Source organism: Pseudomonas alliivorans (assembly GCF_017826695.1).
Lineage (GTDB): Bacteria > Pseudomonadota > Gammaproteobacteria > Pseudomonadales > Pseudomonadaceae > Aquipseudomonas > Aquipseudomonas alliivorans.
Window position 1 is genome coordinate 224,639 of record NZ_JAFFZW010000001.1, and the last position, 23,287, is coordinate 247,925.

At 58.9% G+C, this 23,287-nt stretch carries 22 protein-coding genes; 12 read left to right on the forward strand and 10 right to left on the reverse strand.

From position 1 onward, the window contains the following. Nucleotides 1-5: 5 nt before the first annotated feature. Entirely contained in the window at nucleotides 6-815 is an 810-nt protein-coding gene (locus JTJ32_RS01060; protein ID WP_210040442.1) for a putative RNA methyltransferase, read from the reverse strand. Then, on the reverse strand, nucleotides 815-1,966 hold the full coding sequence (gene dapE / locus JTJ32_RS01065; RefSeq protein WP_210040444.1) for a succinyl-diaminopimelate desuccinylase: 1,152 nt from the start codon (nucleotides 1,964-1,966) through the stop codon (nucleotides 815-817). The genes JTJ32_RS01060 and dapE overlap by 1 nt, the downstream gene beginning before the upstream one ends. A 316-nt stretch (nucleotides 1,967-2,282) precedes the next feature. On the opposite strand from dapE, the gene tcdA reads away from it, so the two are divergent. Next, nucleotides 2,283-3,113, forward strand: coding sequence for a tRNA cyclic N6-threonylcarbamoyladenosine(37) synthase TcdA (gene tcdA / locus JTJ32_RS01070; RefSeq protein WP_210040446.1), 831 nt, complete (start codon nucleotides 2,283-2,285; stop codon nucleotides 3,111-3,113). On the opposite strand, the gene JTJ32_RS01075 is transcribed toward tcdA, so the two are convergent. Genes JTJ32_RS01075 through JTJ32_RS01090 form a run of 4 tightly spaced genes read right to left on the reverse strand, consistent with a single transcriptional unit; the run spans nucleotide 3,104 to nucleotide 6,201 of the window. After that, complete coding sequence (locus tag JTJ32_RS01075; RefSeq protein ID WP_210040447.1) at nucleotides 3,104-3,511, reverse strand: SufE family protein; 408 nt, start codon at nucleotides 3,509-3,511, stop codon at nucleotides 3,104-3,106. The genes tcdA and JTJ32_RS01075 overlap by 10 nt on opposite strands. Continuing rightward, nucleotides 3,508-4,713 (reverse strand): aminotransferase class V-fold PLP-dependent enzyme, encoded by a 1,206-nt coding sequence (locus JTJ32_RS01080; RefSeq protein WP_210040450.1) that lies wholly within the window; start codon nucleotides 4,711-4,713, stop codon nucleotides 3,508-3,510. Before JTJ32_RS01080 ends, JTJ32_RS01075 begins: the two co-directional genes overlap by 4 nt. Nucleotides 4,714-4,772: 59 nt before the next feature. Then, nucleotides 4,773-5,807: a 2,3,4,5-tetrahydropyridine-2,6-dicarboxylate N-succinyltransferase gene (dapD, locus tag JTJ32_RS01085; protein ID WP_210040452.1), complete on the reverse strand. Its 1,035-nt coding sequence runs from the start codon at nucleotides 5,805-5,807 to the stop codon at nucleotides 4,773-4,775. A gap of 46 nt (nucleotides 5,808-5,853) precedes the next feature. Continuing rightward, nucleotides 5,854-6,201: an ArsC family reductase gene (locus tag JTJ32_RS01090; RefSeq protein WP_029241717.1), complete on the reverse strand. Its 348-nt coding sequence runs from the start codon at nucleotides 6,199-6,201 to the stop codon at nucleotides 5,854-5,856. Between the two features lie 213 nt (nucleotides 6,202-6,414). Here JTJ32_RS01090 and JTJ32_RS01095 point away from each other — a divergent pair, with 213 nt between their 5' ends. Continuing rightward, a complete protein-coding gene (locus JTJ32_RS01095; protein ID WP_004879005.1) occupies nucleotides 6,415-6,645 on the forward strand; it encodes a hypothetical protein in 231 nt (76 codons plus the stop codon). A 74-nt stretch (nucleotides 6,646-6,719) separates the two neighbouring features. Here the strand turns inward: JTJ32_RS01095 and JTJ32_RS01100 are convergent, their stop codons facing one another. The 4 genes from JTJ32_RS01100 to map form a co-directional block, all read right to left on the reverse strand. After that, a complete protein-coding gene (locus JTJ32_RS01100) occupies nucleotides 6,720-7,547 on the reverse strand; it encodes a matrixin family metalloprotease (RefSeq protein ID WP_210040454.1) in 828 nt (275 codons plus the stop codon). Nucleotides 7,548-7,680: 133 nt separating this feature from the next. Then, nucleotides 7,681-8,874, reverse strand: coding sequence for a succinyldiaminopimelate transaminase (gene dapC, locus JTJ32_RS01105; RefSeq protein ID WP_210040456.1), 1,194 nt, complete (start codon nucleotides 8,872-8,874; stop codon nucleotides 7,681-7,683). A gap of 32 nt (nucleotides 8,875-8,906) precedes the next feature. Further along, on the reverse strand, nucleotides 8,907-11,606 hold the full coding sequence (locus JTJ32_RS01110) for a [protein-PII] uridylyltransferase (protein ID WP_210040458.1): 2,700 nt from the start codon (nucleotides 11,604-11,606) through the stop codon (nucleotides 8,907-8,909). A 47-nt stretch (nucleotides 11,607-11,653) separates the two neighbouring features. Then, nucleotides 11,654-12,436, reverse strand: a complete 783-nt coding sequence (gene map / locus JTJ32_RS01115; RefSeq protein WP_099229699.1) for a type I methionyl aminopeptidase — start codon at nucleotides 12,434-12,436, stop codon at nucleotides 11,654-11,656. Between the two features lie 312 nt (nucleotides 12,437-12,748). Here map and rpsB point away from each other — a divergent pair, with 312 nt between their 5' ends. From rpsB to JTJ32_RS01165, 10 genes are all read left to right on the forward strand, one after another. Then, a complete protein-coding gene (gene rpsB / locus JTJ32_RS01120) occupies nucleotides 12,749-13,492 on the forward strand; it encodes a 30S ribosomal protein S2 (RefSeq protein ID WP_004879016.1) in 744 nt (247 codons plus the stop codon). A gap of 190 nt (nucleotides 13,493-13,682) precedes the next feature. Beyond that, nucleotides 13,683-14,552 (forward strand): translation elongation factor Ts, encoded by an 870-nt coding sequence (tsf, locus tag JTJ32_RS01125; RefSeq protein WP_099229700.1) that lies wholly within the window; start codon nucleotides 13,683-13,685, stop codon nucleotides 14,550-14,552. A 207-nt stretch (nucleotides 14,553-14,759) separates the two neighbouring features. Next, a complete protein-coding gene (pyrH, locus tag JTJ32_RS01130; RefSeq protein ID WP_073164001.1) occupies nucleotides 14,760-15,503 on the forward strand; it encodes a UMP kinase in 744 nt (247 codons plus the stop codon). Next, nucleotides 15,500-16,057, forward strand: a complete 558-nt coding sequence (frr, locus tag JTJ32_RS01135; RefSeq protein WP_073164004.1) for a ribosome recycling factor — start codon at nucleotides 15,500-15,502, stop codon at nucleotides 16,055-16,057. Before pyrH ends, frr begins: the two co-directional genes overlap by 4 nt. 16 nt (nucleotides 16,058-16,073) lie before the next feature. Then, the gene (gene uppS / locus JTJ32_RS01140) at nucleotides 16,074-16,829 is read left to right on the forward strand and encodes a polyprenyl diphosphate synthase (RefSeq protein WP_099229701.1); all 756 of its coding nucleotides are present in this window, start codon (nucleotides 16,074-16,076) and stop codon (nucleotides 16,827-16,829) included. Next, nucleotides 16,829-17,644, forward strand: a complete 816-nt coding sequence (locus JTJ32_RS01145; RefSeq protein WP_210040460.1) for a phosphatidate cytidylyltransferase — start codon at nucleotides 16,829-16,831, stop codon at nucleotides 17,642-17,644. The genes uppS and JTJ32_RS01145 overlap by 1 nt, the downstream gene beginning before the upstream one ends. Then, on the forward strand, nucleotides 17,641-18,831 hold the full coding sequence (gene ispC / locus JTJ32_RS01150; RefSeq protein WP_210040462.1) for a 1-deoxy-D-xylulose-5-phosphate reductoisomerase: 1,191 nt from the start codon (nucleotides 17,641-17,643) through the stop codon (nucleotides 18,829-18,831). The genes JTJ32_RS01145 and ispC overlap by 4 nt, the downstream gene beginning before the upstream one ends. 106 nt (nucleotides 18,832-18,937) lie before the next feature. Continuing rightward, on the forward strand, nucleotides 18,938-20,290 hold the full coding sequence (gene rseP / locus JTJ32_RS01155) for a sigma E protease regulator RseP (RefSeq protein WP_184318960.1): 1,353 nt from the start codon (nucleotides 18,938-18,940) through the stop codon (nucleotides 20,288-20,290). Between the two features lie 74 nt (nucleotides 20,291-20,364). Continuing rightward, nucleotides 20,365-22,737: an outer membrane protein assembly factor BamA gene (bamA, locus tag JTJ32_RS01160; protein ID WP_099229705.1), complete on the forward strand. Its 2,373-nt coding sequence runs from the start codon at nucleotides 20,365-20,367 to the stop codon at nucleotides 22,735-22,737. 45 nt (nucleotides 22,738-22,782) lie between these two features. Next, the gene (locus JTJ32_RS01165) at nucleotides 22,783-23,286 is read left to right on the forward strand and encodes an OmpH/Skp family outer membrane protein (RefSeq protein WP_002554721.1); all 504 of its coding nucleotides are present in this window, start codon (nucleotides 22,783-22,785) and stop codon (nucleotides 23,284-23,286) included. Nucleotide 23,287: the final 1 nt, after the last annotated feature.

Consider the following 23,287-nt stretch of genomic DNA (forward strand, 5'->3'; position numbering starts at 1 on the left):
AATGCTTATTGCAGCACGAAATAATCGTAGCGCATGGAAACGGTAACCTTGAACGGTCCGGGCTGTTCGATCACGGCCGTGCGACGTTCGGCGCTGGCACGCCAGCCGTGCGGCGTCATGGCCAGCAGGTCGGCGCGTGACTGACCGTCGATCAGCTTCAAGGTATAGCGCAGCGTTTCGCTGTGCTGGAGTTGCATGCCTTCCGGGACCAGCGCCAAATGCTTGTCGTCGGCGTAGTCGCGCACTTCGTCATAAAGACGCTGGCGTAATTCCATCAGGTGGTCGTTGGTCGGCCCGACGCGCATCAGCCCGCCACCGCGTGTCAACAGGCGCTTGGCTTCGGCCCAGTCCAGCGGGCTGAAGACGCTGGCCAGAAACTGACAGCTGGCATCCGGCAACGGCACGCGGGCCATGCTCGCCACCATCCACGTCACGTTCGGATCACGACGGCAGGCACGCTTGACGGCTTCGCGGGAGATATCCAGCGCATACCCGTCGGACCTTGGCAGCGCTTCGGCAATTTGCGCCGTGTAGTAACCCTCGCCACAACCAATGTCCAGCCAGTGAGCGGGCATGCGTTCAGCCGCGAGTTCGGCCAGGCGCTGGGCAACCGGTGCGTAATGGCCTGCGTTGAGAAAATCACGCCGCGCCTCGACCATCGCCTGATTGTCGCCAGGGTCGCGGCTGTTCTTGTGCTGCACCGGCAGCAGGTTCAGATAACCCTGCCGTGCGCGGTCGAAGCGGTGATTGGCGGGGCAGACCATGCCATTGTCGGCCGCACTGAGCGGCCCGGAGCAGATAGGGCAGGTCAGCATCAGGCGAGCAACTTGACCAGTGTCTGGTAGTAGATCTCGGTCAATACATCGAGATCGCTGGCCAGAATGCGCTCATTGACCTGATGGATCGTCGCATTGACCGGGCCCAGTTCGACGACCTGAGTGCCCAGCGTCGCGATGAAGCGCCCGTCTGACGTACCGCCGCTGGTCGAAGCCTTGGTATCGCGGCCGGTCACGCTCTTGATGCTCGCGGACACCGCGTCCAGCAGGGCACCCGGTTCGGTCAGGAACGGCAGGCCGGACAGCGCCCAGTCGATGTGCCAGTCCAGTTCATGCTTATCGAGAATGCGGGCTACGCGCTGCTGCAGACCTTCGACGGTCGATTCGGTGGAGAAACGGAAATTGAACACTGCCACCAGGTCGCCCGGAATCACGTTGGTCGCGCCGGTGCCGGAATTGAGGTTGGAAATCTGGAAGCTGGTCGGCGGGAAGAAGTCGTTGCCGTTATCCCAGTGCTCGGCAGCCAGCTCGGCCAGCGCGCCCGCAGCAAGATGAATCGGGTTCTTCGCCAGATGTGGATAAGCCACATGACCCTGCTTGCCGCGCACGGTAAGTTTGGCGCCCAGCGAGCCGCGACGACCGTTCTTGACCACATCGCCCACCAGCGTGGTGCTCGACGGTTCGCCGACGATGCACCAGTCCAGACGCTCCTTGCGCGCTGCCAGACGCTCGACAACGGCCTTGGTGCCGTGATACGCCGGGCCTTCTTCATCGCTGGTGATCAGAAATGCAACCGAACCGCGGTGATCGGGATAGTCAGCCACAAAACGCTCGGCCGCCACCAGCATCGCCGCCAGACTGCCCTTCATGTCTGCTGCCCCACGTCCGCACAGCATGCCGTGCTCGTCGATCAGCGCATCGAACGGGTCGTTCTGCCAGGCCGTGACCGGGCCGGTCGGCACCACATCGGTGTGGCCGGCGAAACACAGCACCGGACCGTCGTGGTTGCCATGGGTTGCCCAGAAATTGTCCACGTCTTCGATACGCATCGGCTCAAGTTTGAAACCGGCATCGCCCAGACGCTGCATCATCACGGTCTGGCAATCGGCATCGACTGGCGTGACCGACGGTCGACGAATCAGGTCGCAGGCAAGCTGCAGGGTGGGCGAAAGATCGGAAGGGGCCGTCATGTACAGAACTCCGGTAGCAAGACTGGGGGGCGCGAAAGGGCCGTTATCTTATATCAAAACGACGGCCTGAGGCTGTCGTTCATTAGAGGTTTCATGGTGCGTTCCATCTTGAGGCTTCCTCCCTGATACATGCTTATTCACTGATTTAGTCAATTAGGGGTCAGACGATTCTCCGGGGTAATCCCTCGCAACTGATGCTCGGCTCGCCGGGACGGTTGGCTGGCGGTATGTCTACCTGCAGAGGTCGGGTCAATGTCGCAGGTGCCGCGAAGCCCGCAAACCCCTATAATGCGCGCCGGTTTTTGAGGTATTGATCATGAGCGCAGAAGATCCACGTTTCGCAGGCATTGCCCGTTTGTATGGCATCGAGGGGCTGGAGCGTCTGCGTGCTGCGCATGTGGCGGTGGTCGGTATCGGCGGCGTGGGATCCTGGGCGGCGGAGGCGCTGGCGCGCAGCGGCGTGGGTGAAATTTCGCTGTTCGACATGGACGACGTCTGCGTGAGCAATACCAATCGGCAGTTGCATGCGCTGGACAGCACGGTGGGTCGTGCGAAGGTCGAGGTGATGGCGGAGCGTATTCGCTCCATCAACCCGGACTGCGTGGTGCATGCGGTGGCAGACTTCGTGACCCGCGACACCATGGCCGAGTGCATCACGCCGGAACTGGATTTCGTCATCGATTGCATCGACAGCGTCAACGCCAAGGCTGCGCTGATCTCCTGGTGCAAACGGCGCAAGATCCAGATGGTCACCACGGGTGGCGCAGGCGGGCAGATCGATCCGACGCTGATCCAGATCGCCGACCTGAACCGTACCTTCAACGACCCGCTGGCCTCCAAGGTGCGCTCGACGCTGCGCCGTGATTACGGTTTTTCGCGGACCCCTAACCGCCACTACAGCGTTCCATGCGTGTTCTCCACCGAGCAACTGCGTTACCCGAAGCCGGATGGCAGCATCTGCCTGGAGAAAAAGTTTGTCGGTGAAGGGGTCAAGCTCGACTGCGCTGGCGGATTTGGCGCGGTGATGATGGTTACTGCATCGTTCGGCATGATCGCCGCCACGCGCGCAGTGGACAAACTGGTCGCGGGTACACGACGTCCTTCGGAGCGGGTCAAACCTGCTGCTGCGATCTCGGATCAGGCCTGAGTGAGCGTTTGCATCTTCTGCAGCACAGCGTTCAGACCGTTGCTGCGCGAGGGTGACAACTGGCGACTCAAGCCCAGTTGACTGAACCAGCCCGGCAAATCCACAGCCTGCAGTTCTTCCGCCGAAAGCCCGTTTACCCGTGCAAGTAGCAGAGCAACCAGCCCGCGTATCAGACGTGCATCGCTGCCGGCGCGAAACTGCCAGTGCCCGGCGCTGATCTCGCCTGTCAGCCACACCTTGCTCTCACAACCGTGCACCAGATGTTCATCCGACTTTTCGTCATCGCTCAATGGCGGGAGCCGGTCACCCCATTGCATCAGCAGGCGTGCACGCTGCTCCCAGTCTTGTTGCTGGCTGAAAATGTCGAGTGCTGTCCGGGCAAGCGAGGGAAGACTCATCTGAGTAACTCCAGCGCCTGATCCAATGCATTGAAAAAATGAAGAAGGTCGTCCGAGTCGTTGTACAGCGCCAGCGAAGCCCGGATCGCGCCCGGCAGCCCTAGGCTCTTGAGCAACGGCATGGCGCAGTGATGACCGGCGCGCACGGCAATGCCTTGTTCGGTGAGCAGGTGCGCCAGATCGGCATTGTGCACACCTTCGACCACGAAGCTGACCAGTGCCAGGTCCGGGGAGCCGAGCACTTGAATGCCGTCACGCTGTTGCAGCCCTTCGAGCAGGCGTCGATGCAGCTTGAGTTCATGTTCCGCGACCGCCTGAGGGTCCAGGCTGTCCAGATAGTCCAGCGTCGCGCCCAGGCCGATCACGCTGGCAATGGGCGGCGTACCGGCCTCGAAGCCCAGCGGTGCAGGGCGAAACTTTGAGTGGTGATAGTCGGCGGTCAACACCATCTCGCCGCCGTACTGCCAGTGCGCAAGACTGGGCAGCGCGTCGTTGCGGCCGAAGAGCACGCCGAGCCCTTCCGGGCCATACAGCTTGTGGCTTGAAAACACATAAAAGTCGCAGCCCAGTGCCTGGACATCATGACGGCCATGAACCACGCCTTGCGAACCGTCCACCACCGTCAGCGCGCCCTGTGCCTTGGCCAGGGCGATGAGCCGCTGCAGTGGCTGCCAGGTGCCGAGCACATTGGAAAGCTGACTGATGGCCAATAGTCGCGTACGGGACCCGATCAGGTGAGCGGCCGCCACGCAGTCGATAATGCCGTTGGTGTCCAGAGGCAGAACCACCAGCTTGAGATCGAGACGTTGCGTCAGTTGCTGCCAGGGCAGCAGATTGGCGTGATGCTCCAGCGCGCTGATGACGATTTCGTCGCCCGCCGCGAATTCGTGTGCCAGGCCGTAGGCGAGCAGGTTCAGTGCCGAGGTCGCGCCGTGGGTAAAGATGATCTGTCCCGAGTCGCCCGCATTCAGCCAGTGTGCAGTCTTGCTGCGGCTGTCTTCGAATGCCTGAGTGGCGTGTGCACCGGGCAGATGCTGCGCACGATGCACGTTGGCGGCACCGTTGGTGTAGTAATGAGTCAGGGCATCGATCAATGCCTGAGGTTTTTGCGTGGTGGCGGCATTGTCCAGATAGGTCTGGCCTTGCCGTTGCAGGGCGGCGATGGCAGGAAAGTCAGCGCGCCAGGGAGAAAGGAGGGGCATGATTCATCCGGCTGGGTGAAGCGGGTTCGGAACGCGGTGTTCCGAACCCGCACACGGCATCAGTTGTGAGCGTGCAGGGCTTCGTTCAGCTCGATGGCCGACTTGTGGGTCTTGCATTCCACAGCGCCGGTCTGCGAGTTGCGACGGAACAGCAGGTCGTTCTGACCGGCCAGATCACGTGCCTTGACGATCTTGACCAGTTCGTTGTTCTCGTCGAGCAGGGCAACCTTGGTACCGGCCGTCACATACAGACCCGACTCCACAGTGTTGCGATCACCCAATGGAATGCCGATACCGGCATTGGCGCCGATCAGACAGCCTTCGCCAACCTTGATGACAATGTTGCCGCCGCCGGACAGGGTGCCCATGGTGGAGCAGCCGCCGCCCAGGTCGGAACCCTTGCCGACGAAAACGCCAGCCGACACACGGCCTTCGATCATCCCCGGACCTTCGGTGCCGGCGTTGAAGTTGACGAAACCTTCGTGCATCACGGTAGTGCCTTCGCCGACGTAGGCACCAAGGCGTACACGTGCGCTGTCAGCGATACGAACGCCGCTCGGCACGACGTAGTCGGTCATTTTCGGGAACTTGTCCACAGAGAACACTTCCAGCAGTTCGCCTTTGAGGCGCGCTTCCAGTTGACGCTCGGCCAGTTCGCTCAGGTCCACAGCGCCCTGGCTGGTCCAGGCCACGTTCGGCAGCAACGGGAAAATGCCGGTCAGGTTCAGACCATGCGGCTTGACCAGGCGATGAGACAGCAGGTGCAGCTTGAGGTACGCCTCAGGGGTCGACGTCAGCGGTGCATCTTCAGCCAGCAGCGTGGCAACGAGGGGCTTGTGGCTCTCGGCCAGACGGTTGAGCAATGCGGCCTGCGTCGCGTCGATCGATTTGACGGCATCGGCCAGCTTGTAGGACTGATCAACATTGAACGTGATCGCCTGGTTGCCGCCGGTATAGCCCAGCGCTGGCGCGATGGCTGCAATCAGTTCGGCCGAAGGGTTGATCACAGGCTGTGCGTAGAACACTTCCAGCCACGCGCCTTCACGGTTTTGAGTGCCAACGCCGAAGGCCAGGCTGAACAGGGTAGTGGACATGCGAATACCTCGTAACTTATCTAAGGGCTGTCAGTAGCGTCCCGGCTTACTGAACGGCCGCTGCATACAAATCGGGTTTGAAACCAATCAGGGTCTTGTCGCCCAGATCAAGCACAGGGCGCTTGATCATGGACGGCTGCGCGAGCATCAACTCAATGGCCTTGGGCTGATCGATATCGGCTTTCTGCGCATCGTCGAGCTTGCGAAAGGTCGTGCCCGCCCGGTTCAGCACCACTTGCCAGCCGTGCTCGTTGCACCACTGGGTCAGGTGCTCGCGGTCGATACCTTGCGTCTTGTAGTCATGAAAATCGTAGCTGACGGAATGCTCGTCGAGCCAGGTCCGTGCTTTTTTCATGGTGTCGCAGGCTTTGATGCCGAACAGGGTGTAAGTCATTGAATTGTGCAGGGAGACGGGCGTTGCCGGATGTTCCCTGTTGCCTCCCGTGAAATGTGGCCGGTGATTATGCCACGTCAACGCACTGAGCGCTTTGGCTGTCTGGAACCTGTGCCCGACCACTTTAGGTGAAGAACATTTCACCCGTCTTACTCTTGAGCGATGAGCGGTGAAGAGCAATGATGATGTACCACATGTAAGATCGGGTGCGTTATGTCTGAACAGGAAAAGAAGAGGGAAGCGGCGCTGATCCGACAACGTTATTACAGGGAACGTCAACGCGCGGAAGGCTTCAAGCAGAACACAATCTGGATTCACAGCCAGGCTGAGATAGAAGGGCGGATGGCGGCGCGGGAAGGAAAACCGCTGTTGCCCATGCGATCCCATGATCCTGTCAGTTGGGCTGTCGGGTGGATTGCTGAAACGTTGAGGGTTCGGGATTAGGCGTTCTTTGACAGGCGCGTCACGTAAGCCTTGGGGCAACCCGTGGCGCGCCAGTCATACACGTTCAAACTGCGTTACGGCTCTTCAAATTTCGAGTTGCTGCGGTCAGGGTAGATCGACTGCATGAGTTCGATGTCTTTGGCACTCAGTGTCTTTCCGGTATTGATGATTTCGAAATCGCCCAGCGTCAGGGCATTCGGAATATCGAAGTGCATGATCGAATCCCGGTCATAAGCTGAGTAGTGAAAGTCGGCCGCTTCGTATTGGTCGAGGAAGTTCCTGGCCACCAGTTCATCGCTGTAGCCTGCCAGGGCCAGCAGGCGACGCAAGACCGGCTCGTTCCACGGAATTTTTGCATCCGGATGTTGATGCTCATGGACGGCGCCCAGTGCATGTCCGAATTCGTGCAGGACAATGCGTTCAAGTTCGGCCTTGGGCCGCAGATCGGCCTCGAATATCTCCCCGAAATTGAATTCCATGGTGGCCTTGTCCTGCGCCACCAGCAGAGCGTCAGTACCCAGCTCGCTCCAGTTCAAGTGGGTATTGAGGCCGATACGAATGTCGCTGGGGCCGCTGGTCACGAATTCGAACTTCAGGTTCACGTGCGGCAGCCACTTGCGGGCGGCGTCGATGATCGGCTGAGTGAGCGGGGCGGGCGGGTTCTTGAGGAATTCGATTTTCAAGGTCCGGCCACGAGCCCAGTACTTGTTGAAAGCCACCAGAATGCGGGGCTCGCGCCCGCTGGTTTCCGAGGCATAGCCTGGGTCCGATTCGTAGGTCGGTGTAATGGCTGCGTTGGCCGGGTTTTCACGAATGGCGGTCTCGTAGGACGCCTGATAGTCCTGCGCGTCTCGCATCGAACAGAGCAGCGGCAGATTTTCTCGGGGTTGTGATTCGGGCATGAGGGTCATCTTCGTGTGGGGCGCTTCCTTGTCGGAATGCGCGATAAATGGACCGCGAAGATAAGCCGTTGAAAGAGTGGGCAGGTGTTAACTAAATACTGCGCCGCACATTGCGTGCGGCGCAGTGGCGGACTTATTTGCGCACAAAATCACGAATGCGTTCGGCAGCCTCGATGCATTCTGCCAGCGGCGCAACCAGCGCGAGGCGAACCCTGCCGGCGCCCGGATTGACGCCATCGACTTCGCGCGACAGGTACGAGCCGGGAACGACGGTCACATGCTGGTCGATGAACAGATCGCGGCAGAAGGCAGCGTCGTCGGTGCCGACATTCGGCCACAGATAGAAGCCGCCGTCCGGGCGCTGCACGTCCAGCACAGGCGATAGGATGTCCAGCACGGCATCGAACTTCTCACGGTACAGATCGCGGTTCGCACGAACGTGCTCTTCGTCGTTCCAGGCTGCAATGCTGGCCAGTTGAGTTTGAACCGGCATGGCGCAGCCGTGGTAGGTGCGGTACAGCAGGAACGCTTTGAGAATGTCCGCATCTCCTGCCACAAAGCCCGAGCGCAGGCCGGGCAGGTTGGAGCGCTTGGACAGGCTGTGGAAGACCACGCAGCGTTTGAAATCCTTGCGGCCCAGTTCCGCGCAGGCACTGAGCAGGCCCGGCGGTGGCGTCTGCTCGTCAAAGTACAGCTCGCTGTAGCACTCGTCGGCGGCGATCACAAAGTCGTGTTCGTCGGCCAGGGCGATCAGCTTCTTCAGGGTGTCTACCGGAATCAGTGCGCCGGTCGGGTTGCCCGGCGAGCACAGGAACAGGATCTGGCAGCGTTTCCAGATGTCCGGCGTTACCGCATCGAAATCCGGGTTGAAGCCGTTTTCGCTCAGGCACGGCAGGTAGTAGGGCTGTGCACCTGCAAGAAAGGCTGCGCCCTCGTAGATCTGATAGAACGGGTTGGGGCTGATGACCAGTCCGTCATCGCTCCGGTTGACCACGGTCTGAGTGAAGGCAAACAGCGCCTCGCGGGTGCCGTTGACCGGCAGAACGTTGCGCGCCGGGTCCATCCAGCCTTCTGGCAGGTCGAACCTGCGTGTGCACCAGCCTGCAATCGCTTCGCGCAGTGCCGCGATGCCCAGTGTGGTCGGATAGACCGCCATCTGGTCCAGGTTGTCGGCCAGGGCCTTGGCGACAAAGTCGGGAGAGCGATGCTTGGGCTCACCAATGGACAGCGCAACTGGACGTTTTTCCGGGTTGGGCGTCACGCCGCCGAGCAGGGCACGGAGCTTCTCGAACGGATAGGGCTGAAGCAGTTGCATGGCGTTGTTCATGAGGTAAAGGCTCTCAAGGACTGCGTCGAAGGTTAAATACTGAGTCGCATCTCGCCGCTTGGCTGCGCGTTGACACTCAGTTGCTTGATGATCGCCTCCTGCAATCGGCTGCAGAGTTGCGGATCGGACAGTGGGTGATTATCGGCATCGGTGATAAAGAACACGTCCTCCACTCGCTCCCCCAGTGTCGCAATCTTGGCATTCTGCAGCGACAGGTCGAACTCCAGAAAAATCTTGCCGATGCGCGCCAGCAGGCCCGGGCGATCCGGTGCCAGCAGTTCGAGCACCGTGACCGGGCGCTGTGCATCGTTGTGAATCGTGACCTGCGGTGCAAAGGCGAAATGCTTGAGCTGCCTTGGTACACGCCGTTTGATGATGGTCGGGTAGTCGTCCGGGTTGCGCAGAGCTTCGGTCAGGCCCTCACGGATTTCCTGAATGCGTACCGGATTGTCGCCGATCGAACCGCCTTCGTTGTCCAGCACGATGTAGGTGTCGAGTGTGAACTTGCTGCTGGAGGTAATGATGCGTGCGTCATGAATGTTCAGGTTTAGCTGATCCATCGCTGCCACGGTCACGGCGAAGAAGTCATGCTGGTCCGGCGCATAGATGAAGATCTGCGTGCCGCCCTCGAACTCCCGCTGCGTGGTTTCCTTGATTAGTACCAGCGGGCCGCCATCGGCAGGCTGTTGCAGGATGGCATCGCTGTGCCAGGCCACATCGCCGGCCGTGTGGCGCAGGAAGTAGTCATCGCCCAGAGCCGACCAGAGCTGTTCCACATCATCGGGGTCAGTGCCGTTGCGCACCAGAATGTCCAGTGCCGCGATCTGAGTGCGGCGGATTTGCTCTTCGCGATCAACCGGGTTTTCAAGGCCACGGCGCAACGCACGCTTGGTCTCGGTGTACAGCTGGCGCAGCAGGCTGGCGCGCCACGAGTTCCAGAGCGTGGGATTGGTCGCATTGATGTCGGCGACGGTCAGCACGTACAGGTAATCCAGGTGAACCTCATCGCCCACGAACTGGGCGAAATCGTGGATGACCTGCGGGTCGGACAGGTCCTTGCGCTGCGCGGTGGTCGACATCACCAGGTGATGGCTCACCAGCCAGACGATCAGGCGGGTGTCCCAGCTCGGCAGGTGGTGACGCACGCCAAAGGCTTCGGCATCCACCGCACCCAGTTCGGAGTGATCACCGCCACGGCCCTTGCCGATGTCATGATACAGCCCTGCCAGATAGATCAGTTCCGGCTTTGGCAGCCTGCCCATGATCTTGCTGGCCAGCGGAAATTTCTCCGACACCTCGGTGTACTGCAGTTTGCGCAGGTGCTTGATCAGGTTCAGTGTGTGCGCATCGACGGTATAGATGTGGAACAGGTCGTGCTGCATCTGACCAACGATGTGGCCGAATTCCGGCAGGTACAGACCGAGAATGCCGTATCGGTTCATCCGGCGCAGGTTGCGGTGGATACCGATTTCGCACTTGAACAGCTCGATGAACAGGCTGGTGTTGCGAATATCGTTACGGAAATCGTCGTTGATCAGGTGTCGATGTTCGCGCAGCAGGCGAATGGTGTCGGCACGCACGCCTTTGATTTCCGGATGCTGGGCCATCAGCACGAAAATTTCGATCATGGCGAACGGGGTGCGCTTGAACACGTTCGGGTGTGTCGCTTCTATATAGCCGTCATGCAGCTGGAAGCGGGAATTGAGTGGCTGCGGCGTACCGCTGTCGTCGTCCGACAGAATGACTTCTTCGAAGTGCTGAATGATCAGATCGCTCAGCTCGGCGATGCTCATGACCACACGGTAGTACTTCTGCATGAAGCGTTCGATGGCAAGCTTGGCATCGCTGTCTTCATAACCCAGAAGACTGGCAATACTGCGCTGATAGTCGAACAGCAGACGGTCTTCGGAACGTCCGGCCAGCATATGCAGCGCATAGCGGACCTTCCACAGGAATTCCTGAGAAGACGCCAGCAGGTTGTTCTCGCTTTCCAGCAGGAAGCCTTCACCGGCCAGGGCATGCAGGTTCAGGGTGCCGTATTGGCGCCGCGCCACCCAGAGGATGGTCTGGATATCGCGCAGGCCTCCGGGCGAGCCTTTCACATTCGGCTCCAGGTTGTACTCGGTATCGTTGTACTTGTGATGACGGCTCTTCTGTTCTGCCCGTTTGGCCAGGAAGAAGTCCTTGCTGGGCCACATGTGACGCGGGCTGGTGACTTCCAGCATGCGCTGACGCAGGCGCTCGGGACCAGCGATGGTCCGGCTTTCCATGAGGTTGGTGATGACGGTCAGGTCGGCCAGGCCTTCCTGTGCGCATTCGTCAACCGACCGAACGCTTTGTCCGACTTCCAGGCCTATGTCCCACAGCAGGGTCAGAAACCGCTCTATGGGCTCGCGAAAGATTTCGTGGTCTGCACTGTCCAGCAGGATCAGCAGGTCGATGTCGGAATAGGGGTGCAGTTCGCCCCGCCCATAGCCACCGACCGCCAGAAGCGCGATGTCGGCGTCCTCGCTCCAGTCGAACTGATCCCATGCCTGACACAGGATGTTATCCACGAACCAGGCGCGATCCTCGATCAGGCGACGAATGTCCCGTCCCGACCGGAAGCGTGCGTCCAGCACATCGCGCGCGTTGCGGATGGCTTTCTTGAAGGCAGCGATAGGGCTGGCCTTCAGTGCCAGTTCGGCCTGGAACTGGCCGCGGTCGAACAAATCAGGATCTACCTGCGGCATTGAGCGGTTTTCCTCGTGTCGGACGGTTGGAAGGCGCTATCGATCATTCATGGCGATTTGTGCGCGATGGTGTCGTCGCTGCGCAGGGTGAAAATCTCGTATCCATCGGCAGTCACCAGAATCGTGTGCTCCCACTGGGCAGAGAGCTTGCGGTCCTTGGTGATTGCCGTCCAGCCGTCGCCGAGAATTTTTGTGTCGGCCTTGCCCTGATTGATCATCGGCTCGATGGTGAAGGTCATGCCTTCGAGCAGTTCGATGCCGGTGCCCGCCTCGCCGAAGTGCATGACCTGCGGCTCTTCATGAAACACTTTGCCGATACCGTGACCGCAGAACTCGCGAACCACCGAAAAACCGTTCTTTTCCGCGTGTTTCTGAATGACTGCGCCAATGTCGCCCAGTCTGGTGCCCGGGCGAACAATCTCGATGGCCTTGTACAGGCACTCCTGGGTGACCTGCGACAGGCGTTCGGCCCATACCGGTACGGTGCCCACGTGAAACATTCTGCTGGTGTCACCGTGGTAGCCGTCCTTGATGACCGTGACGTCGATGTTCAGTGTGTCGCCGTTCTTGAGCTGCTTTTCGCCTGGAATGCCGTGGCAGACGACCTGATTGATGGAGGTGCAGATCGACTTGGGAAAGCCTTTGTAGTTGAGTGGCGCGGGGATGGCCTGCTGCTCGTTGACAATGTAGTCATGGCAGATGCGGTCCAGCTCTTCAGTGGTCACACCGGGCTTGACGTGAGGGGCGATCATTTCCAGGACTTCGGCTGCCAGACGGCCCGCAATGCGCATCTTTTCGATGTCTTCCGGGGTTTTCAGGGTGATAGTCATACAGGGTCTCTCGGCATGTCGTGTGCGCGTTCTGTGCGCAAAGGCGCGATTCTACCAGACCGCCGCGCAGCGAGTGATCATCGCTTCCTTTATATGCACGCGAGACAGCGGCAAAGCCTTGGCGAAACAAGCACTTGATTGGAGTTCCGTTCTCTTTCCTTTTGTGATATAAAATGCGCCGCTTTCCAAGGTCCGTCCTGAAAGCTTAAACCCACACACGTGTCGACACGATGACCTGGGTGCCTTTGGCTCATGCCACTGGTTGGTCATTGGGATACGTGGAGGCCTAACCCGACTTATCAAGGAACTATCATGTCCCAAGTCACCATGCGCGATATGCTGAAGTGCGGCGTCCACTTCGGTCACCAAACCCGTTACTGGAACCCGAAAATGGGTAAATACATTTTCGGCGCGCGTAACAAGATTCACATCATCAACCTTGAAAAAACCCTGCCGATGTTCAACGAAGCTCTGACTTTCGTTGAGCGCCTGGCTTCGGGCAAAAACAAGATTCTGTTCGTCGGCACCAAGCGTTCCGCTGGCAAGATCGTTGCCGAAGAAGCAGCACGTTGCGGTTCGCCGTACGTCGACCATCGCTGGTTGGGCGGCATGCTGACCAACTTCAAGACCATTCGTCAGTCGATCAAGCGTCTGCGTGAGCTGGAAGTACAGGCAGAAGACGGTACTTTCGCCAAGCTGACCAAGAAAGAAGCCCTGATGCGCACCCGTGATCTGGAAAAACTGGATCGCAGCCTGGGTGGTATCAAGGACATGGGCGGTCTGCCAGACGCTCTGTTCGTTATCGACGTTGATCACGAGCGCATCGCGATCACCGAAGCCAACAAGCTGGGCATCCCGGTCATCGGCGTTGTCGATACCAACAGCAGCCCGGAAGGCGTTGACTACATCATCCCGGGCAACGATGACGCAATCCGCGCCATTCAGCTGTACATGGGTTCGATGGCTGACGCTGTAATCCGTGGTCGTAACAATGTTGCTGGCGGCACCGACGTATTCGTCGAAGAAGCTCCAGCTGCAGCAGCTGTAGAAGGCTGAGTAAAAACGCCTGGCGTTTACTCAGTACGCGAAAAGGGGGCTTAGCCCCCTTTTTGCCACCTAGGAAATGATTTGTTGGTGGGCGAGCATGGATTTAGTGTCATGCGCCGCTGCCACCCTGAATTTTCAAGAATTGCACGCCCGTTCAGTCGGGTGGAATGGTTGAAGACCTATCCAAGAGGATTTTGAAATGGCAGAGATTACTGCAGCGTTGGTCAAAGAACTGCGCGAGCGTACCGGCGAAGGCATGATGGATTGCAAAAAGGCCTTGACCAAGGCTGGCGGCGACATCGAAAAGGCAATCGACGACATGCGTGCTTCCGGCGCGATCAAGGCCGCCAAGAAAGCAGGCAACGTTGCTGCTGAAGGCGCCATTGCTGTCAAGGTTGCTGAAGACAACAAGTCCGCTGTCATCATCGAAGTGAACTCGCAGACCGACTTCCTCGCTCTGCAGGACGACTTCAAGAACTTCGTCACCAGCAGCATCGAAAAAGCTTTCGCTGACAAACTGACCGACGCAGCTCCGCTGATCGAAGCTCAGGAAGTCGAGCGTACCGCTCTGGTTGCAAAGGTTGGTGAGAACGTCAACATCCGCCGTCTGGCTCGTATCGAAGGCGACGTGGTCAATGCTTACCTGCACGGTAACAAGATCGGTGTTGTGGTTGTCCTGAAAGGCGGCGACGCTGAACTGGCCAAAGACATCGCGATGCACGTTGCTGCCAGCAACCCTGAGTTCCTGCTGCCTTCCGACGTTTCGCCAGAAGCGATCGAGCGCGAGAAGAACGTCTTCCTGCAACTGAACGAAGACAAGCTGAAAGGCAAGCCTGCCGACATCGCCGAGAAGATGGTAAGCGGCCGTATCAGCAAGTTCCTGGCCGAAGCCAGCCTGGTTGAGCAAGCGTTCGTCAAGAACCCGGAAATCAAGGTCGGCGAACTGGCCAAGAAAGCCGGTGCTGAAATCGTTTCGTTCACCTACTACAAAGTAGGCGAAGGCATCGAGAAGCCAGTCGACAACTTTGCTGAAGAAGTAGCTGCCCAGGTAGCTGCAAGCAAGAAGTAAGACGGTTTTCCATACGTCGCCCCAAAGAGGCTGCCCGCTCACGCGTGCGGCCTCTTTGTCGAAAGAGAAAAGGAATAATTTCCTTTGAGAATCGGCTCACAAGGCTGCATTCTCCGGACGCTCACGGAGCGTCAAGCTAGAGTAAGCGCAGGCTCCATATAGCCCGCACAGATTTTTTTTCAGAAAACGCCGCAGGAGAGATTCGCAATGGCTCAGCAGGGCAGTGGTTATCAGGCTCGCTATAAACGCATTCTACTCAAGCTCAGCGGCGAGGCCCTGATGGGCTCGGAAGAGTTCGGCATCGACCCCAAGGTGCTGGACCGCATGGCGCTGGAGGTCGGCCAGCTGGTCGGCATTGGTGTTCAGGTCGGGCTGGTCATTGGCGGGGGTAACCTGTTCCGTGGTGCCGCACTGAGTGCGGCAGGCATGGACCGGGTCACCGGTGATCACATGGGCATGCTGGCCACTGTGATGAATGCGCTGGCCATGCGCGACGCGCTGGAGCGGGCTAACATTACCGCTATCGTGATGTCCGCGATCTCGATGGTAGGTGTGACGGATCATTACGATCGCCGCAAGGCCATGCGTCACCTGAGCTCCAAGGAAGTGGTGATCTTCGCTGCCGGTACGGGTAATCCGTTCTTCACGACAGATTCGGCTGCTTGTCTGCGTGCTATCGAAATCGACGCTGACGTGGTGCTCAAGGCGACCAAGGTCGATGGGGTTTATACCGCAGATCCGTTCAAAGACCCCAATGCCGAGAAGTTCGATCATCTCTCTTATGATGAAGTGCTGGATCGCAAGCTGGGCGTCATGGATCTCACCGCAATCTGCCTGTGCCGCGACCACAAGATGCCGTTGCGTGTCTTCAACATGAACAAACCCGGCGCCCTCCTGAATATTGTCCACGGTGGCGCCGAAGGAACCCTGATCGAGGAAGTTCAACAATGATCAACGAAATCAAGAAAGATGCTCAGGCGCGCATGCAGAAATCGCTCGAATCCCTGAGCCATGCGTTCGGCCAGATTCGTACCGGCAAGGCCCACCCAAGTATTCTGGGTAGTGTGATGGTGCCTTACTACGGTGCTGACACTCCGTTGAGCGGTGTCGCCAACGTCACGGTGAAAGACTCTCGTACCCTGCAGGTCGTGGCGTTCGAGCGCAACATGCTGGCCGCCGTCGACAAGGCGATCCAGAGCGCGGGTCTGAACCTCAATCCGACCAACCTCGGTGAGATGCTGCTGATTTCCATGCCGGCCCTGACCGAGGAGACCCGCAAGGGCTTCACCAAACAGGCGCGCAGTGCTGCTGAAGATGCTCGCGTTGCCGTACGTAACATTCGCCGCGATGCGTTGGGTGACCTGAAAAAACTGGTCAAGGATAAGGAAATCAGCGAAGACGAAGAGCGTCGTGCCGCTGCCGATATCCAGAAGCTGACTGACAAGGCTGAAGCGGATATCGATGCCGCGACCAAGGCAAAAGAAGCAGATCTGATGGCTGTATAAGGTTTCGGACGCTTTCATGGAAAAGATAAAACCGGCTGCATCGCCCTCGGTGCCGCGCCACGTTGCGATCATCATGGATGGCAACAATCGCTGGGCAAGGAAACGCTTGTTGCCAGGTGTCGCCGGTCACAAGGCGGGCGTTGACGCCGTGCGTGCTGTTATCGAGGTTTGCGCGGAAGCCAAGGTCGAAGTGCTGACACTGTTCGCGTTCTCCAGTGAAAACTGGCAGCGCCCGGCCGATGAGGTCGGTGCCCTGATGGAACTGTTCTTCACAGCGCTGCGCCGTGAGACCAAGCGCCTGAACGAAAACGACATCAGCCTGCGAATCATCGGCGATCGCTCACGCTTTCATCCCGAACTTCAGGCCGCGATGCGTGAGGCCGAGCAGCGCACGGCCGGTAATAACCGCTTTGTTCTTCAGATCGCTGCCAACTATGGTGGTCAGTGGGATATCGCCCAGGCCGCCCAGCGCCTGGCGCGTGAAGTTCAGGCCGGTCATCTGCAGCCGGAAGACATCACGCCGGAATTGTTGCAGACCTGCCTGGCGACGGGCGATCTGCCACTGCCGGATCTGTGCATTCGCACGGGCGGCGAGCACCGTATCAGCAACTTTCTGCTTTGGCAGCTGGCGTATGCCGAGCTGTACTTCTCCGACCTGTTCTGGCCGGACTTCAAACACGATGCCATGCGCGCTGCGCTGGCTGATTTCGCTTCCCGCCAACGTCGCTTCGGTAAAACGAGCGAGCAGGTAGAAGCTGGAGCCCGGGCTTAATGCTGAAACAACGGATCATCACGGCACTCATTCTGTTGCCGATCGCCCTTTGCGGCTTCTTTCTGCTGACCGGTGCGTATTTCGCGCTGTTCATCGGTTTCGTGGTTGTGCTGGGCGCATGGGAGTGGGCTCGACTTGCAGGCTTTGCCGCGCAGTCGATGCGCATCGGCTACGCCGCTGTGGTGGCTGTGCTGCTCTTCCTCATGTACCTGCTGCCCGGGCTTGAGCCCTGGGTTCTGGTGGCAGCCGTCATCTGGTGGGCGGTAGCCACCTTTCTGGTACTGACTTACCCAGACTCCAGTGAGCATTGGGCCAGTGCCGCCTGCAAGCTGGTGATCGGTCTTCTCATCCTGCTGCCTGCCTGGCAAGGGCTGGTGCTGATCAAGCAGTGGCCACTGGGCAACTGGTTGATCCTTGCGGTAATGGTTCTGGTATGGGCGGCCGATATTGGCGCCTATTTCTCGGGCAAGGCATTCGGCAAGCGCAAGCTGGCACCCAAGGTGAGCCCGGGTAAAAGCTGGGAGGGCGTTTACGGTGGTCTGGCGGTCAGTCTGGGTATCACGGCAGCAGTGGGTATTTCCCGCGACTGGACTGCCGCCCAGTTCGTTGGCGGTCTGCTGGGCGCTGCTGTCGTGGTGTTCATTTCGGTGATCGGTGACCTGACCGAGAGCATGTTCAAGCGTCAGTCGGGCGTCAAGGACAGCAGCAACCTGCTTCCAGGTCACGGCGGCGTGCTGGACCGTATCGACAGTCTGACCGCGGCCATCCCAGTGTTTGCAGTGCTGCTCTGGGCTGCCGACTGGGGTGTCATGTGAGTCGTGTGCAACAGATCACCGTTCTGGGAGCGACCGGTTCAATCGGTTTGAGCACGCTGGATGTGATAGCGCGTCATCCGTTGCTCTACCAGGTGTTTGCGCTGACAGGTTTCACTCGTATCAGCGAACTGCTGGCGTTGTGCGTCAGGCACACGCCGCAGTTTGCCGTGGTGCCCGAGCAGGCAGTTGCACGCAAGCTGCAGGATGATCTCGCCGCTGCCGGGCTCGATACCCGTGTGCTTGTCGGTGAGGAAGGGCTTTGTCAGGTTTCGGCTCATCCTCAGGTCGATGCGGTCATGGCAGCCATCGTCGGTGCAGCAGGTCTTCGCCCGACACTGGCGGCCGTCGAGGCTGGCAAGAAGGTACTGCTGGCCAACAAGGAAGCGCTGGTCATGTCCGGCGCGCTGTTCATGCAGGCGGTTCGTCACAGCGGAGCGGTCCTGCTGCCCATAGACAGCGAACACAATGCGATCTTTCAGTGCCTGCCTGCGGACTTTGCCCGTGGTCTGGGTGCGGTCGGCGTCAGACGCATCATGCTGACGGCCTCGGGCGGCCCATTCCGTCAGACGCCCCTCGAACAACTGCACCATGTCACACCTGATCAGGCCTGTGCCCACCCGGTATGGTCCATGGGGCGCAAGATTTCCGTCGACTCCGCCACCATGATGAACAAAGGCCTTGAACTCATAGAGGCCTGCTGGCTGTTCGATGCTCGTCCTTCCCAGGTGGAGGTGGTGATTCATCCTCAGAGCGTGATCCACTCACTGGTGGACTATGTGGATGGCTCGGTGCTCGCCCAGCTTGGCAATCCGGATATGCGCACGCCAATCGCCAATGCGCTGGCCTGGCCTGCGCGTGTAGAATCGGGCGTAGCACCGCTGGATCTGTTTCGCATCGGCCAGCTGGACTTTCAGGCGCCCGATGAAGAACGTTTTCCGTGCCTGCGACTGGCTCGTCAGGCTGCGGAGGCTGGCGGCAGTGCTCCCGCGATGCTCAATGCGGCGAATGAAGTGGCGGTGGCTGCGTTTCTGGACGGGTGTATTCGTTACCTGGAGATCGCCGCTATCATCGAGGATGTGCTGAATCTCGAGCCGGCCATTCAGGTCGAAGACCTCGAAGCGGTATTCGCAGCAGATGGCCGGGCTCGAATGCTTGCCACCCAGTGGCTGGAACGACACGGTCGCTGATGCTGCCAAAAATCAGTGAAGGGATTGATGTGGTGCGTCACGTGCAGGTCCGAAGGTCTGCGATGATAAACACACTTGCCGCTGAGTCGGTACCCGGAGAAAGTCGATGAGTGCGTTATACATGATTGTCGGCACCCTGGTTGCGCTGGGTGTGCTGGTCACTTTTCACGAGTTTGGTCACTTCTGGGTGGCTCGGCGCTGTGGCGTCAAAGTCCTGCGGTTTTCCGTAGGTTTCGGCACGCCGCTGGTGCGCTGGCATGACCGTCAGGGCACCGAATATGTCGTCGCGGCCATTCCTCTGGGCGGCTATGTGAAGATGCTCGACGAGCGCGAAGGCAATGTACCGCCCGAGCTTGCCGATCAGTCATTCAATCGCAAGACGGTGTACCAACGTTTCGCCATCGTCGCGGCAGGTCCGACTGCCAACTTCCTTCTGGCCATCGCCTTTTTCTGGGTTCTGGCCATGCTGGGTACACAGCAGGTTCGTCCTGTCATCGGTGCGGTGGAGGCCGGGAGTATCGCTCAGCGCGCAGGCCTGGCAGCGGGGCAGGAAATCACTTCCATTGACGGTGAGCCTGTGTCGGGCTGGTCAGCCGTCAATCTGCAGCTGGTCCGTCGTCTGGGTGAAAGTGGCACGGTTGCTGTCATGCTTCGCGAGCCCGGTTCCACGGCCGATACTCCACGCGAACTGGTTCTGAACAACTGGCTGAAAGGCGCAGAGGAACCCGATCCAATCAAATCCCTTGGTATTCGTCCGTGGCGACCTGCGTTGCCGCCTGTGCTGGAAGAGCTTGATCCGAAGGGGCCTGCTCAGGCAGCAGGTCTGAGAATGGGCGATCGGCTGGTTTCGGTGGACGGGCAGCCGCTCAATGAGTGGCAGCAGGTTGTCGACTGGGTGCGTGAGCGTCCGGGTGCAAAGGTTTCGTTGCGTATCGAGCGTGATGGTGCGCAGCTCGATGTTCCTGTCACCCTGGCAGCGCGTGGCGAAGGTCAGGCTGCAGCGGGTTACCTGGGTGCAGGCGTCAAAGGTGTAGACTGGCCAGCCGAAATGGTCCGCGAGGTCAGCTACGGTCCGTTCGCCGCCATGGGGGAGGGCGTGAAGCGTACCTGGACCATGAGCGTGCTGACGCTGGATTCACTCAAGAAAATGTTGTTCGGTGAGCTCTCGGTAAAAAACTTGAGTGGACCGATAACCATTGCTAAAGTGGCGGGCGCTTCGGCCCAGTCGGGTATCGGAGACTTTCTGAACTTCCTCGCTTATCTGAGCATAAGCCTCGGGGTTCTGAATTTGCTGCCCATTCCCGTCCTGGACGGAGGGCATTTGCTGTTTTATCTGATCGAGTGGGCGCGTGGTCGTCCCCTTTCGGAAAAGGTTCAAGGTTGGGGGGCGCAGATCGGTATCAGTCTGGTTGTGGGCGTAATGTTGCTCGCGCTGGTCAACGATCTGGGTCGACTGTAAAGCGTTGCCGAGTTGCGAATCTGCCGCATTTTGCGGCAGTTTGTTTATTGCCAGTTGGAATAAGAAAGGACTTCATGAAACGTCTGCTGCTAACTGCGGTTCTTGCCGCACTGATGATCGCTGAAGTTCACGCCGAGTCCTTCACCATCTCCGATATCCGTGTCAACGGCCTGCAGCGGGTTTCCGCCGGCAGTGTCTTTGGCGCACTGCCGCTCAACGTGGGCGAGCAGGCGGATGACGGTCGTCTGGTCGATGCCACTCGTGCGTTGTTCAAGACCGGCTTCTTTCAAGATATCCAGCTGGGTCGCGATGGCAACGTGCTCGTCATCTCCGTTGTCGAGCGTCCTTCTGTTGCAAGCATCGAGATCGAAGGCAACAAGGCGATCTCCACCGAAGACCTCATGAAAGGCCTCAAACAATCGGGTCTGGCTGAAGGCGAAATTTTCCAGCGTGCAACGCTCGAGGGCGTGCGTAACGAACTGCAGCGTCAATATGTGGCCCAGGGTCGCTACTCTGCCGAGGTTGCCGCCGAAGTCGTGCCGCAGCCGCGCAACCGCGTCGGCCTCAAGATCAATATCAATGAAGGCACCGTTGCCTCCATTCAGCACATCAACGTTGTGGGCAACACTGTGTTCCCCGACGAGGACCTGATCGACCTGTTCGAACTGAAAACGTCCAACTGGCTGTCCTTCTTCAAGAACGACGACAAGTACGCTCGCGAAAAGCTGTCCGGCGACCTGGAACGTCTGCGTTCCTACTACCTCGACCGCGGCTATATCAACATGGATATCGCCTCGACTCAGGTCTCGATCACGCCTGACAAGAAAAACGTCTACATAACTGTGAACGTCAACGAAGGCGAGAAGTACAGCGTCAAGTCGGTCAAGCTCAGCGGTGATCTGAAAGTGCCTGAAGATCAGGTCAAATCCCTGATGCTGGTTCAGCCTGGTCAGGTCTTCTCGCGCAAGGTCATGACCACGACCTCCGAGCTGATCACCCGTCGTCTGGGTAACGAAGGCTATACCTTCGCCAACGTGAACGGTGTTCCGACGCCGAACAACGAAGATCACACGGTCGATATCACCTTCGTGGTCGACCCAGGCAAGCGTGCCTATGTGAACCGTATCAACTTCCGTGGCAACACCAAGTCTGCGGACGAAGTGCTGCGCCGTGAAATGCGTCAGATGGAAGGCGGTTGGGCTTCCACCTACCTGATCGACCAGTCCAAGACCCGTCTGGATCGGCTGGGCTTCTTCAAGGAAGTCAACGTCGAGACGCCGGCCGTACCGGGCACCGATGATCAGGTGGACGTGAACTACGCGGTCGAGGAGCAGGCTTCCGGTTCGATTACTGCCAGCGTCGGCTTTGCACAGAGTGCCGGTCTGATTCTGGGTGGTTCGATCAGCCAGAACAACTTCCTGGGTACAGGTAACAAGGTCAGCATCGGTCTGACCCGTTCCGAGTACCAGAGCCGTTACAACTTCAGTTATGTTGACCCGTACTACACCCCGGACGGCGTCAGCCTGGGTTACAACGCCTTCTATCGCACCACCGACTACGACGATCTCGACGTGGATGTGGCTAGCTATGCGGTCGACAGCCTTGGCGCCGGTGTGAGCCTGGGTTATCCGATCAGCGAGACGTCCCGCCTGACCTATGGCCTGACCGTACAGCAGGACGAGATCAAGACCGGCACGTACACCGTTGATGAAATCTTCGATTTCACCAACCGCGAAGGCGACAAGTTCCTGAACTTCAAGGCGTCTGCCGGCTGGTCCGAATCGACCCTGAACAAGGGTGTACTGCCCACCCGCGGCCATTCCCAGAGCCTGGTCTTCGAAACCACACTGCCGGGCAGTGACCTGTCGTTCTACAAGCTTGACTACCGTGCCCAGTACTTCCACCCGATCACCGACAACTACACGCTGCGCCTGCACACCGAGCTGGGTTATGGCGACGGCTACGGTTCGACGTCGGGTCTGCCGTTCTATGAAAACTACTATGCCGGTGGCTTCAACTCGGTCCGTGGTTTCAAGGACAGCACCCTGGGTCCTCGCAGCACGCCGAGTTCGGGTCGCAACCCTGGCACGCAACCTGACCCGGATCAGGATCCACTGCCATTCGGCGGTAACGTACTGGTTCAGGGCGGCGTTGAAGTCATGTTCCCTCTGCCGTTCATCAAGGATCAGCGCTCGCTGCGCACCTCCGTTTTCTGGGATGTGGGTAACGTCTTCGACAGCAATTGCGACTCCAGCAGGACGCGCAACGGTCAGCGTGTAGAGTGCAACAATGTCGACCTGTCCGGCATGGCCAGTTCTGTCGGTGTCGGCGTGACCTGGATCACAGCGCTGGGTCCTCTGAGCTTCGCATTGGCAATGCCGATCAAGAAACCGGACGACGATTCCGAAACACAGGTTTTCCAATTCTCCCTGGGTCAGACCTTTTAAGCGTCTGATCTTTGATAACGCAACGAATTCTGTAGGAGTTGTATTGTGCGTAAGTTGACTCAATTGGTACTGCTGGCCACCGTTCTGGTTGCAAGCCCTGCTTTTGCCGACATGAAAATTGCTGTGCTGAACTATCAGATGGCTCTGCTGGAATCTGACGCTGCCAAGAAATATGCCGTTGATGCCGAGAAGAAATTCGGTCCGCAACTGACCAAGCTGAAAAGCCTGGAAAGCAGCGCCAAGGGTATTCAGGACCGTCTGGTAAGCGGTGGCGACAAGATGGCTCAGCCTGAGCGCGAGCGTCTTGAGCTCGAGTTCAAGCAAAAAGCCCGCGATTTCCAGTTCCAGTCCAAGGAGCTGAACGAAGCCAAGGCCGTTGCTGACCGTGAAATGCTCAAGCAGCTCAAGCCGAAGCTGGATCAGGCTGTTGAAGAAGTCATCAAGAAAGGTGGCTTCGACCTGGTGTTCGAGCGCGGTGCGGTGATTGACGTCAAACCTCAGTATGACGTTACTCGCCAGGTCATCGAGCGCATGAATCAGCTGAAGTAAT